This is a genomic window from Verrucomicrobiota bacterium (assembly GCA_027622555.1).
Classification (GTDB): domain Bacteria; phylum Verrucomicrobiota; class Verrucomicrobiia; order Opitutales; family UBA2995; genus UBA2995.
Genome location: JAQBYJ010000137.1, coordinates 1 through 12,865, shown reverse-complemented (window position 1 = coordinate 12,865; position 12,865 = coordinate 1). Strand labels below are relative to the sequence as shown.

The 12,865-nt window shown below is 50.8% G+C and carries 9 protein-coding genes; all 9 read right to left on the bottom strand.

Going from position 1 to position 12,865, the window contains the following annotated elements:
• Positions 1-1,179, bottom strand: a 1,179-nt coding sequence (locus tag O3C43_22155; GenBank protein MDA1069196.1) for a GMC family oxidoreductase, incomplete at its 3' end; no start/stop codon positions are given.
• Positions 1,179-1,766 carry a gluconate 2-dehydrogenase subunit 3 family protein gene (locus O3C43_22150; protein ID MDA1069195.1) on the bottom strand — a complete coding sequence of 196 codons (588 nt, stop codon included), beginning with the start codon at positions 1,764-1,766 and terminating at the stop codon, positions 1,179-1,181. The genes O3C43_22155 and O3C43_22150, both read right to left, overlap by 1 nt.
• A gap of 1 nt (position 1,767) precedes the next feature.
• Complete coding sequence (locus O3C43_22145; GenBank protein ID MDA1069194.1) at positions 1,768-2,721, bottom strand: ROK family protein; 954 nt, start codon at positions 2,719-2,721, stop codon at positions 1,768-1,770.
• Positions 2,722-2,735: 14 nt separating this feature from the next.
• On the bottom strand, positions 2,736-3,668 hold the full coding sequence (locus O3C43_22140; protein ID MDA1069193.1) for a sugar phosphate isomerase/epimerase: 933 nt from the start codon (positions 3,666-3,668) through the stop codon (positions 2,736-2,738).
• Positions 3,669-3,796: 128 nt separating this feature from the next.
• Positions 3,797-4,366, bottom strand: a complete 570-nt coding sequence (locus O3C43_22135) for an SIS domain-containing protein (GenBank protein ID MDA1069192.1) — start codon at positions 4,364-4,366, stop codon at positions 3,797-3,799.
• 4 nt (positions 4,367-4,370) lie between these two features.
• Entirely contained in the window at positions 4,371-5,834 is a 1,464-nt protein-coding gene (locus O3C43_22130; GenBank protein MDA1069191.1) for a sulfatase, read from the bottom strand.
• A 110-nt stretch (positions 5,835-5,944) separates the two neighbouring features.
• Entirely contained in the window at positions 5,945-7,687 is a 1,743-nt protein-coding gene (locus O3C43_22125) for an arylsulfatase (GenBank protein MDA1069190.1), read from the bottom strand.
• Positions 7,688-7,709: 22 nt separating this feature from the next.
• Positions 7,710-9,044, bottom strand: a complete 1,335-nt coding sequence (locus O3C43_22120; GenBank protein MDA1069189.1) for a sulfatase — start codon at positions 9,042-9,044, stop codon at positions 7,710-7,712.
• Positions 9,045-9,253: 209 nt separating this feature from the next.
• Complete coding sequence (locus tag O3C43_22115) at positions 9,254-12,700, bottom strand: hypothetical protein (protein ID MDA1069188.1); 3,447 nt, start codon at positions 12,698-12,700, stop codon at positions 9,254-9,256.
• Between the last annotated feature and the right edge of the window lie 165 nt (positions 12,701-12,865).

Here is a 12,865-nt window from a genome sequence, read left to right as displayed (position 1 = left end):
AAAGGCGGTAGCATACCCCCTCAGAAACCCGGTTTCCTGCCGGAACATATTCCGGAATCGGGGGATGTAAGTAGACCCCGGGCGGTCGCCGAAAGTGGCAAACTCGCTTAGTCCCTCAAACTCCGCCCGAACCTTTGTATTGTAGTTATGAAAGGCTACAAATTTTCCCATCAATTCATTGTCATTGCCCAATCCCTTCGGGAAGCGGCTTGATATTGAATTCATTAGGATGAGATTGGTGTTCAGGGCGGAGGCATTGACGAAAATGATCTTCGCGTAGTATTCGATGACTTCCTTGGTTTGGCTGTCAATGACCCGCACCCCGGTCGCTTTTTCATGCTTTTCATCGTAGATAACGGAATGCGCAACCGAATGGGGCCGCAGTGTAAGATTTCCGGTTTTCTCCGCCCAGGGCAGAGTGGAAGAATTGCTGCTAAAGTAGCCACCAAATGGGCAGCCGCGCTTACAGAGGCGTCGGCTCAGACATTGAGAGCGGCCTTGGGCGAGCTGCGTTGGCGTCGATTTTGTCAAATTGGCGAAACGAGAGGCGATTAGATGCCGCCCTTCGAACTTCTCTTGCAGTGTTTCTTTGAAGTGATCCTCCACAGCATTGAGTGGATTCGGAGGCAGGAACTCCCCGTCGGGCAATTCGGCGAGTCCGTCCTGGTTTCCGGATATCCCGGCGAACGATTCAACATGGCTATACCAGGGAGCGATGTCCTCGTAGCGAATAGGCCAGTCGACCGCAAAGCCATCCCTGGCAGGACCTTCGAAATCGTATTGGCTCCAGCGCTGCGTTTGCCGGGCCCAAATAAGCGACCGGCCGCCGACCTGGTATCCGCGTATCCAGTCAAATGGCTTTTTCTGAACGTAAGGATGCTCGTTGTCCTTAACAAAAAAATGATCTGAATCCTCTTGCCACGCGCCCGCTCGGCTGAGGATCGGATTGGCCTCGCGTGTGGCGTGAGGGATTTCACCGCGGTGTTCGAACTCGTAGGGCATTTTATTGGCGGTCGGATAATCCACGATGTGCTTCACGTCGCGACCCCGTTCGAGAACCAGGGTCTTGAGCCCTTTCTCCGTCAGCTCCTTGGCCGCCCAGCCACCGCTGATTCCGGAACCGATGACAATGGCATCGTAGCTTCGTTGCTTAACGCTGTCTATATTCGTGTTAGCCATTAAATTTCCCCTCCCAGTTTGCTTGCAGGATAATAGCCATCGTAAGGATCCGGTATCATTTTATGCGGAAGCGCCTCAGTCATAACGTATTTGGATTCTAGATACCCTTGTATCGTCCGGTCCTTGGTGATCTTGAAAAATGCCTGTAAATCCGGAGTGGTGTCAGGGCTTTTACTCAAGCTATTGAGAGCCTCAACTCGAGTATCGGCGTCGCACATAGTAAAAGATTGGCCAACGTGTTTTTCGGTAAAGGCGTCCAAGTTATGCAGGCCCGCGTAAAAGGCGGTCTGCTCTTCTTCACTGTGACAGTCGTTCACCATCAGTAATACAAAGCGATCAACGGCCAACGCTTTTGCTCCTGGAGTATCCGTCGCCGGAATCAGCGTATCGACGACTAATTGCAATAGGCTTTCCTCCTTGGGGCCAAACGTGGTGCTTGTTGGAATGGATAGACTGGAAGCCTGCCCAAGCAGTGAATGTTTGAGGAGGACCATTCCTCCTGAGAGCAAGGCAGTTCTCTTAATGGCTTGTCGACGGCCCATAAGCCTGGAGGCTGTCCAGATAGTTCGGTCTTCTCTGGTTTTCATGTCATTTCTTTAATTTGTTTTCGACTCCGAGCGCAGCCACCGTGGCGGCGCCATAATCGCCAATGGATTCGCCGAGCTCTGCGGGAACGATTGTACAAGCCTTGCAGGTTTCAGCCATCGCTTCCTTCAAAATGGATTCTTCGATGGAAGTGCGTAGTAGCGGTTCGCAACGAGCGAAAATCGACCCCAGGATAATTCTTTCGGGATTCAGGACATCAATAAGAATCGCCAATCCTTGGCCAAGCTTGTGGCCGCACTCTTCAAGCACAGACAACGAAAGAGGGTCTCCTTGACGCGCTGCCTCGGCTATGTCTTTTGCGCTGGGTTCTTGCGGCAAAAGAGGACTCGGATTCGTTCTTTGCCTGTCCTTTGCCAGCATAGCGATTCCCGCGCCCGAAGCGAATCCTTCAAGACATCCTGGCTTTCCCCGTACCGGTGGTCCCGTTTCTGAAACACGAATGGCTCCGACTTCACCGGCTAAACCGGTCTTTCCTCGATGGAGCTTTCCATCGAGTATCAAACCGGCGCCCAGTCCCGTTCCGAAAGTCAGAAAGATGAGATCGTCGCAACCACGACCCGCACCGAAACGCCACTCCGCCAATGCACACGCGTTGGCGTCATTTTCGCCAAACACCGGTACCCCGAATGCTTCCTTCAAGGAAGAAATGATCGGAAATCCATCCCACAAGGGAAGATGCGGGGCATGCCGCATGCATCCCGAATGAACATCATACATTCCTCCAACGGAAACCCCGACTGCTTCTGGAGGGCTTCCTGCTTTTTCGATCCAAGCGCGGGCAATCCCGACGACACGATCGATCGGGTCAACTGGATCACATTGAATTCCCGTGGGGAATCGCTCGACTTCGATGACCGAAGCTGTGCATACGTCGAAACGCGAGACGCCCATTTTGGTGCCTCCGATGTCCACGCCGATATACCAGGGCGATGTCATTCGATCGTCCAATGCTAAGTCGACTGATGCAAAGACGCGAGGGTCCTTTCAATCAGCGTTTTGGTGAGCCGAATTCCTTCCATTTCCGGCGTTTTACTTCCTTCGTATTCGATTCCAATATATCCCGAGTATCCGGAATCTGCCACAATCTTCAATATGCGGCGGTAATCCGTATTTACTTCGTTCCCTTGCGCGTCAAAATCATGCGACTTGGCACTGACTCCTTTGGCGAACGGCATCAGATCAGCCACTCCCTGGTAGCGGTCATACTCCAAGCCAATGTCGTCTTCCCGGTAGACCGAATCGTTTTCGTAGGGCTCTTTGTCCAGAGCGTATCGCTCAGAATTGCCTCGATTTCTCGCTACATAGAAATTTCCAAAGTCTGGCAAGGTGCCGCAGTTGTCCAGGCCAACGCCAGAGATTACGGAAGCGAGCCAGGCTCCATTGGAAGACAGTCCACCATGGTTTTCGACAATCACATTGAGTCCGTGCGGCTGGGCAAAGGTGCAAACCCGGCCAAGACCATCGATACAAAGCTTCCTTTGTTCTTCCGAACTGATTGATGGATCGGAGGCCGCGTTGACCCGAATCGAATGGCAACCGAGAAACTTGGCGGCTTCTACCCAGGCGTAGTGTCCCTCAACGGCATTACTCCTCAGCGTATTATCAGGATCTCCGAGGTTCCCCACATGGTCGCACATGATGAGGAGACTGGTAAGACCGAGATCATCGGTTATCCGTTTGACTTCGGTCAAATAGGCCTTGTCCTTTGGCTGATCTCCAAGCCTGGGGTGTTCGACAAAGGCGAATTGACTGGACCATTCGATGGCATTGAAGCCGAAATTCTCCCGGGCTATGCGCGGGAAGTCAAGGTTGTCCAACTCTCCGGCCTTTAGGGCGCTGTGCAGCGACCACTGAGCCAAAGATATTTTAAAACGTGGCTTCATTTCGGATACATTCTTAGAGGATTTCTTATTACTACATGCGGCAAAAGCGCAACTGCCCAGAAAAGCGGCGGAGGATTTAAGGAACACTCGACGGTTGGTTGAATAATTCATTGTATTAATATAATTGTTTATAGAGTTTCTTTTTCGATACACCAGAAAGCGATCAGGTGGTAGATCATCATCTGCATATCTTCCACGCGGCCATAGTGCTCATCGGGCAACACGATGGGCAGGGTCGCCAAATCGGACATCCGCCCGCGCTTGGAGCTGGTAATGGAAACGGTGGTCAGTCCCTGCTCTTTGGCCCACTCGAACGCTTTCACCAGGTTCGGTGAGTTTCCGCTGACGCTTCCGCTGATTAATACATCTCCCGGCTGGGCGAAATTTTCCAACTGCCTGACAAATACATCCTCATAGGCGTAATCGTTTCCTAAGGCGGTGAGCCAAGCGGCATTGTCGTTTAATGTGGTCACGCGGATACGCTTATTCAGGGCATCCGAAGCGCCTTTTCCCAAATCGCAGGCCAAGTGCGATGCGCTGGCCGCGTTCCCGCCATTTCCACATAAAAACAGCTGCTTGTCCTTGTTAAGAGCATCTTCGACAATGCCTATAAAGGCGTCGATTTCGCCAATAGGAAGCGCCCGTATAAGTCGCACTTCCGCATCCAAGTAATTATTAATCCAAATTTCGCTAGTCATTATATTATTTTCTATTTTTGGGGTATTCGGGGTTAGGCCGCGGCATAGGAGCGTTCACATTTTCTCGCCAAGCGGTTAGCAATTGTAGAAGCTCTTTCGTTTTTTTCGGATTCGATTTTGCAAGATTAATCGTTTCCCCTATATTTTCTTTTAGGTTGTATAATTCCACATGATTATCCTCTAAAAACTCCAGCAATTTCCAATCACCCTGACGGATAGCGCTCACGGGCGTGGTGGTCTGATAGTAATGTGGATAGTGCCAATAAAGCTCCCGTTGCTTAAAATCAGCCTGCGGATCTTTCAAAACGGGCACCAGGCTTATACCATCAAATGCCGCAACCTGCCCAGGATCACCTTCAAGGTTTACCATTTCCAATAGTGTGGGGTAAAAATCCTGAGTAGTGATCGGGTAATCAGATGTTGTGTTGGGAGTAGTCATGCCTGGCCAACGGATGATAGTCGGTATGCGAATTCCTCCTTCATATAAAGCTCCTTTTCCGGAGCGAAGCGGAAAATTGCTTGTGACAGACTTCCCCTCCCATTCATTGATAAAGCCGCCGTTATCCGAAGTAAATACGACTGCCGTATTGTCTGCCAGGTCCAGTTCCTCCAGTTTCTTCATCAGCCTTCCTATATTTTCATCCAGACTATGGACCATAGCTGCAAAAATGGCGTTTTGGTGCGACATTCCCGACCTTAATTTTTTCTCATAATATTTTACAATATCCGCTTTGGCTTCGATGGGGGTATGCACGGTATAGTAGGCCAGATTGATAAAAAAGGATTCGTTTTTGAATCTTTCCATGATAGAGATGGCTTCATCTGTCAGGCGGTCGCCCAAATATTCCCCCTCTCTGTCAAGATTGTACGTTCCGTTTTTATCTCTTTCAAGATCAGGAACAAATCTCAGGGAATTATAAATTTCGCCCCGGTACGGGTAAAAAAAAGTGGGAGGAGAACCCCAGACCGTTGCGCCCACATTAATATCAAAGCCCTGCGTTTCGGGGAAATGCTCTCCGTCCCCGACATGCCATTTACCAAGGTGGGCTGTCACGTAGCCTTCCGCTTTCAATGCCTCCGCAATCGTTACTTCGTCCAATGGCAGATTTGAAGATACATCCGGAGGAATCAATTTTTTATTAAATTGGGAATTAATGGCGGCTTCCCGCCAGATGGTCATATTGAGTCTCGCAGGAGATTTGCCGGAAAGCAGGGATGCCCGTGTCGGTGAGCAGATAGATGCGGCAGCATAAGCATTGGTGAATTTTTGACCTGTGGCAGCGAAAGCATCAATATTGGGGGTTTCGTGCAAGTCGGCACCAAAACAGCCCAGATCCGCCCAACCCAGGTCGTCAACGATTATCAGGAGAATATTTGGACGCTTGTTTTCAGAATTATTTTGAGCCAATACATTATGGCATAAAATAGTTCCTAAAAAGAATAGGAGCAGCTTTTTATTATGATTCATTGTGTTTATTCTTCGTTAATTGGATTTGATACCGTTCATATCAATTTGTTTTTTAAGTGGACCAGATGACTACCATTCCAAGGTCGGTCTTGTTTGCCTGATCGGAAAGTTCACAGTCGCTCGAAGATCAATGCCTTGATATCAGGCATCTCCACTCCGGGCTTCTCCACCACCCTCAGTTCCAGCGAGTGAGTTCCTTTCTCCAACACCAGTTCGCCCGCATCCAGATCTTTCCACTCCCGAGACAAATAAGCGCCTTGATTTTCAATCACCTGTTCCGCCGCAGCATGAGGTGCACTCACCCAGGGATCCTGAACACGAATGTCTAACGACGCGCTTCCCGCGCTGAGGCGAAACACCGAACCGACTCCGTCCTCGGGACAGGCATACCGAAGTCGAACCCGATACCGTCCACTCGAAACCACCTTGATTGACCGGGCCGCGTACGCTTTTGGATCCGACCAGCGGTCAATCCACTGATTTGCAAATCCCTGCCTCCCACAATAATCGATCCCTTTTCCCATTCCCGGATATATATCCAGTTCATGCGCCTTCAATGTCACCGTAGGCCACTCCTTATAGCCAATCGGAACCGGCAAAAGCACTGGCTCCTCATCCGTCGCTTCCGCCGCCCAATCCCGGTAAGCCTCGATCAGCTCGCCATGGATTTCCGGCAGGGTCCTGGCCAGATTATTCTTTTGACCAGGGTCCTCAATAAGATCGTGCAACGTCGTCTCCGTCGCGCGATAGCGCCTAGTTCTAATCGACCATGTCTCAGGATTGCGCCAAATAAACAGATTCCGTTCGGGCATTTGGAAATTATCCCGTCCGTAGAGAAGCGGTGTCACATCCATCCCGTCCAACGGCAGCGTCTTGCTTTCCAGGTTCTCCACGCCGGCGATCCGGCATAGCGTCGGCAGCAAGTCGACATGCGCCACATTCGGTTTTATAACCGTGCCCGCCCGGATTCGTTCCGGCCAACGTACGAAAAGCGGTACGCGCACGCCGCCTTCGTGGACACTGGCTTTCCAACCAAGCATTCCGTCATTGAATCGCGAGCCATTCGGGCCGTTGTCCGTCAGGAAGATAAAAACAGTCTCGTCCAAGATTTCCAGCGCTTCCAGCTTCGCGAGTAAACGGCCCATATTCTCATCCAAATTTTCGACCAGCGCATACATCGTCCGGTCGAAGGGATCTTCCACGTCCGTTCGATCTACCCACTGCCTCCACTTGTCCAATGGCACACTCGCCGGCGTGTGCGGTGTGTTGTAAGGAATATAACAAAAGAAGGGGCTCTCATTCGCCTCGTGCTCGCGCTCGATAAACTCAATCGCGTAATCGGTAATAATATCCGCGATAAATCCACGCGCCTGGAAAGAGGAACCGTTTCGTTCCAGGATCGGATCAAAATAATCGTTCCAATGCCCGCCGCAGAAACCCACGAATTCATCAAAGCCCTGCGCGTTCGGGTGGTACGGCCAGTGGGCGCCGTTGTGCCACTTGCCAAAACATCCCGTGGCATATCCGGCCTCCCGCAAGAGCTCGGCGATCGTCACTTCCTCGCCCCGCATGAATTCATAGCCGCGTGTTACACCTGTCACTCCGGTGCGGGTCGGATAGCGACCGGATAACAACGCGGCGCGCGTTGGAGCGCAGACCTGTTCCACGAAAAATCTCTCGAACCGCGCTCCCTCATTCGCGAGGCGGTCCATGTTCGGAGTGTCGATCCAAGGGTTCCCGTTGATCGACAAATCTCCGTAACCCTGGTCGTCCGTCATAACCAGCACGATGTTCGGACCCGCACCATACACCCCCGTCACTATGAGCAAACATAAGAAAAAGTATTTATGCATAACAAAAGACATTCACCGGTTTTCAGTTAAATTTATTCAACAAGCCTTGCAGTTGGGCCTTCATCTCTTTGAGCCGGGTCTTCTGTTCCGGATTATTCACCAGATTGTTCAATTCCCGCGGGTCCGCAACAAGGTCATAGAGTTCATCCAGGCCATTGGGATCGCCATGGTCGTCCGCTTCGAGGTAGTGAATGTACTTCCATTCGGGCGTCCGGACTGCCTGCCAGGGGGCCGTGCGCGGCGCGACTTTTTCCAGAAAATATTCGGCCAAAAACGCATCTCGCCAGGGAGCGCGAGCATCTTTCAAAAGCGGTACAAAGGATTGGCCATGCATGGGGATGATGGATTCCACGCCTGCCAGGTCCAGCAAGGTGGGGGCAAGGTCAATATTGACAACTAAGGCGTCGTTCCGGCTTCCCGGCTTAATGAGCTTCGGAAACCGGACCACCAACGGCACCCGAAGGGCCTCTTCGTAGGCCCACCGCTTAGTGTTTATCATGCCATGCTCCCCCATCAGGAATCCGTTGTCGCTGGTAAAAATGAATACGGTGTTGTCGAGCTGTCCCGTCGCTTCAAGGGCGGCAAAGAGTTGACCGATGCCTTCATCTACCGAGGCCAGGCTACGCAGCTGGTCGCGCACGACCGATTGAGGATCACTCCCTCGGTTGCGACGCGGTTCGCCAGGTTCGGGAGCCACGCCTTCCAGTTCCAGCGGATTGTATTTTTCCACTTTCCGCAACAGGACCGGCTTCCCCTGAATATCAGACTCTACTTTTTCAGGCAGCGCAAAATCGTAGTCGCTATAAAGCGAATCATCTCTTGGAGCCGGCAGGAAGGGATTATGTACCGCCTTGTGCGAGAGGTAGAGGCAAAACGGTTTGCCATGAGGCTTCCTGACGAATTCAACCGCCTTCTCATTGAGAAAGTCCGTCATGTAGCCATCCAGTTGCCGCCGATTGCCATTTTCATTCACGACTCCATCAATATAGATGCCTTGGCCTTTAAAACTGATCCAGGTGTCGAAACCCGGCCTTCTTGAGTCCTCGAGCCCCATGTGCCATTTCCCAATGAATGCCGTTTCATATCCGGCCTCACGCAATTGACGTGGAAAGGTCATCAGCGTGTGGCTAATCACATCCAGACCCAGCTTGTCATTATTGATAACCCGATGCTTGTGAGGATAAAGGCCGGTCAGGAAACTCGCCCGACTTGGCGAACACAGCGGTGTGGTCACAAAGAAGTTGTCGAACGTTACCCCCTCCCTTCCGATTCGGTCGATATGGGGAGTCTTAAGGACCGGATGCCCTGCATATCCCACATAATCCCAGCGCTGGTCATCGGTGATAACGAACACCATGTTGGGTCTGGAATCAGCCGCGTGGATCAGACAAAAAAGACCGTTGAAGCATAGTAGGACTGACAAGATGCGACACATATTCATTTAGTTTTTGATTTTGTAGAAGTTTCGGGAGAGCCAATTGTATGTATCAGAATAATAGACACACGATTGGAAAAAGCTCCCCCGGAGAATCCGGGAGCGCTTACTAACTCATGAAGCTTGTTTAACTAGAACCTGAAAGTATTCGTGAGAAATATTTGTCTTTCCGAAGGCAATCTAATAGAATCCACATTCCCTAGCGGGTCGATCGCAATGGGAATGAAATCATTGGAGCCGCCTCCAATCAGGTTTTTCACATTCAACTGTACAATCCAATCAAACTTGTTGTCGAAGATCGGCCGTTGGTACGTAACCCATACGTCCGCATTGAACTCAGTATCTCCAAAATACGGATTGAAAATATCCTGAACCCGGTCTCCGTTTTCATCGAGAACAACGGGGTAGCCAATGGCGGACTTGTCTTGCCAGCGACCGGCGCCCCCGAAAGTTACCCCCTTAAGGAATCCCTCTTTGAAACGGTAGGTTGAAATCAGGTTCCAACGCCATTCCCGTTGCTCCAATGCCTTTGTGCCGTCTTTGGCCAACTCGGACCGAATAAAAAACATCACATTGTCATCCCAACGACTAAGATAGGTGCTGGTGTCACCGACACTGCGGAGGTCCTGGACCGTGTCCAACCCAGCGCTGATGATATTGGACCGTATCGTTTCAGCCAATTCCAGTACCCCTGGTCCGGTGTTGCTTCTGATGGTCTCCTGCTGGGCAATATTGAACATGACGTTCCAATTGTCGGTTATCGCTCCCGCAAGTTCAATCTCCATGCCCTCGGAGACAAAGTCAAAAGTGGTGGTCAAACCTTCGATCGGTGTGCTGTCAGAACTGGTTCTGCCCACCGTGCGATCCAAGGAGAAATTCCAGAGGTCTCGCTGGGCTTGCGGGACGATATTGAAGAGTGCGTTAAACAACTGGTCATAACTCGTAAATCCGGCTTCAGTCGCATTGTCTATTTCGCTCAACAAGCCACCGGAAGCTTCCCAGTCGGACAAAAAGGTATACCAATCACCCTGGGATCCGACCCATCTATTGAGGTTGTTCACGCCTCCGGCGAGGCCTGTGCGGGCGGCATTACTGGAAGTTTCATACCAGTTGACACGCATGGAAAGTCTACGATCAAGCAGATCGACCGAAAAGCCATACTCTTCGCTAACACCGTTGGGATTAGCAAGGGTATTACCCCAAAAATCCCGACTGATTCCGCCCAATGGCTGGAAGGTCTCCGAATCGAAATAATGCACCCGAAGGTCCATGCCGAATGGGAGATCACCGAGCCATGCCTCCGGATACTTTACCACCACGCTTGTTGTTTTGGTTTCGCCCTTTTCTTTGAGATTGGCATCATCGGGCAAGATGAATTTTGCAAAATCGAGCGTTCCGTCGGATCCTCTGTTTGATTCGGCCTCAAAATTCGTGATCTCATCGTTACGTATGGCAAAGATGGTGACAACATGGTCTTGGAGCCAGTTGCTCTGTAACAGAAAGGCATCTGAACTGATTTCCGACCGCCTGAGTGCAGAATTTTGAGTTGCTAAACGGTGTCTGTAGAATGCCGCGCTTCTAACCTCTTTGGCACCATGATCCCAATAAAAGGATTCGAAGGGTACGTTTGGAATATCTTCCGGGACGGATAAAGGCGCCGAAAACTTAACTCCGCCGGGATCGCTCGCTGCGAGAGCAGAGGGACCCACATAGACCCTTTGTTGGCCCTGGGGTCGGCCATCACCCCAACGTCCATTTAAAATATCGGGGCCCAAGGCATCCACTTCGTCGCTCGCAGAATCGAGCCGATAGTTCATGTTTCTAGTATCACTGGTGTAATCTTGAAACAAACCAGTTAGAGTATGGCGGCCAAGCCACTTTCCCCAGTCTTCGCCAATGCTATCCATGAAATCATGAGTAAAGAAAGCAGTTGCCCTGAACGTCTCCGTCTCCAATTTATTGTCGTTCGAGGACATGTTCGATTGAAGGAAAGGCCTTCCAATATTGGGGTTTGGCAGCAAATCATAAGGAACTGGACCCGGATCATTGGGCCAGACGGCTGGTATTGGAACAAATTCATTTAAGTCGATTCTCAATACTCGGCTGGCGCCAGTCGCATAGGGCGTTTTTGAAAAGACATCGAAGCTTTGCCGATTGAAGGCCATTTCAAAGCCTGCCTGCCCGCCCAAAAGCTGTTGCTCGAGTACGAATTCGGATACATCGAAATCCGTCTCTACCCGAGTCGTTCTCCCGCTGTACAGATGATTGACGAAATCGAACGTGTCTCGGTCTTGCAGGGTGGGCTGTCGAAAACCGGGTAGTGCTCCTATGGCCTCTTGAGCACCGGATATTCCTGATATGGTACTTGTCGTCGACTTAAAATCGTATCGGCGCATGGGACCGGGAAAACGATTGCGCGGCATGAAAGCCTGAGCCCCAAAATACGAAGAAGGTGATTGGGAGTTGGGTTCAGGGAAGACGGTGTAGATGTTAATAAAACCGGAAATACCCCGTGGAGTATCTACTACCGATGGGATCACGTCGTCGACACTGTCTAGTCCATGCATCGTTACTTTTGGCCCCCAGTTTCCGCCGTCCGCCGGGGCTAGGAATCTGGTGGGTAGGTCTGCCACCGAATCGACGCCGCCGTAATTACCAATGAAATCGGCGGGATCGATCGGGTTGAACCAGTATGCGTATCCGACTGCGGGAGGAATTATATCGGGTGGCGTCCCTTCTGTATCTCCTGACTCGAAATTGCCCCGGAACGTAGTAGATCCAATAAATCCATCTTTCGTTCCCTCGTTAAGCAACCAATTCCACGCCAGATAAACTCGCCTCTCATCCTGGAAGGCTTCTTCTTGTCGGAATCGCTCATTCTCGTTCAGAAGATTCACGCGCAGTGAGAGGCGATTGTTAAAAAATGAACGATTTACATCCACTGTTGCGCGGGTGGATCCAAAATTCGACACCCGGAATCGAACCTCGTTGAAATCTAGCCCGACAACAGGTGCGTTGGGAGTGTTTTCGATAACTCCTCCGGGAGATCCCAAACCGAATAAAACCGAGTTCGGGCCGCGATTGATTGTCACCATTGAGGTATTGTAGGAATCGAAGGGGATATTGGTTTTGAAGTAACTTCGAGTGAGCTCGGCTTCTACAAGGCCCCTGACACGCTGAGCTCCCTGAGGGTTTACGCGCGAAGCGTTGGCATTAAAGTTACTAGACGCCTCGGTAGCGCTTGAATAGTTTCCAAGTGGCCCTGCAACTTCTATGTTTGCCGCATATACGAGCAGAGAGCCGGCATCCGTGGCGGAGAGATCCTCCAGAACTTGGTCTGTGAAGATCGAAATCGACGCTCCAATGTCACTAAGGTCTGTCTTGATGCGGGTACCCGCAAGCGTTGAGGTAGCCAAATAACTATCTTGAACACTCTCCACACTGAAAGGAGAGAGTTCATATACTTGGTCATCTTCCTGTGCGCTTACATGCCCCTGCGAACTGGCAAAGGCAAGCGTGAGCACAGCGGCGAGTGTTTTGAAAAAAATATTCAGTTTAGTTTGATTCGGGGTATTCATTTCAGGTTCTTTTAGGGTTTGTTGTTCTAATTCCGGTTTAGATTAAGAAAGATAACGGTAACTACTCAGGTAGCTCCACCGTGGCGCTACCATTGACTTAAAATAAAACGAGTGGTGGTATTCATGACTTCATTATATAGTCTGACCAAGGGACTATGTAATGGT

Excerpts from the sequence above, each read along its gene's own strand:
- O3C43_22150 (MDA1069195.1), bottom strand. The coding sequence starts at position 1,766 with ATGAAAACCAGAGAAGACCGAACTATCTGGACAGCCTCCAGGCTTATG.
- O3C43_22145 (MDA1069194.1), bottom strand. The coding sequence starts at position 2,721 with ATGACATCGCCCTGGTATATCGGCGTGGACATCGGAGGCACCAAAATG.
- O3C43_22140 (MDA1069193.1), bottom strand. The coding sequence starts at position 3,668 with ATGAAGCCACGTTTTAAAATATCTTTGGCTCAGTGGTCGCTGCACAGC.
- O3C43_22135 (MDA1069192.1), bottom strand. The coding sequence starts at position 4,366 with ATGACTAGCGAAATTTGGATTAATAATTACTTGGATGCGGAAGTGCGA.
- O3C43_22130 (MDA1069191.1), bottom strand. The coding sequence starts at position 5,834 with ATGAATCATAATAAAAAGCTGCTCCTATTCTTTTTAGGAACTATTTTA.
- O3C43_22125 (MDA1069190.1), bottom strand. The coding sequence starts at position 7,687 with ATGCATAAATACTTTTTCTTATGTTTGCTCATAGTGACGGGGGTGTAT.
- O3C43_22120 (MDA1069189.1), bottom strand. The coding sequence starts at position 9,044 with ATGGTGTTCGTTATCACCGATGACCAGCGCTGGGATTATGTGGGATAT.
- O3C43_22115 (MDA1069188.1), bottom strand. The coding sequence starts at position 12,700 with ATGAATACCCCGAATCAAACTAAACTGAATATTTTTTTCAAAACACTC.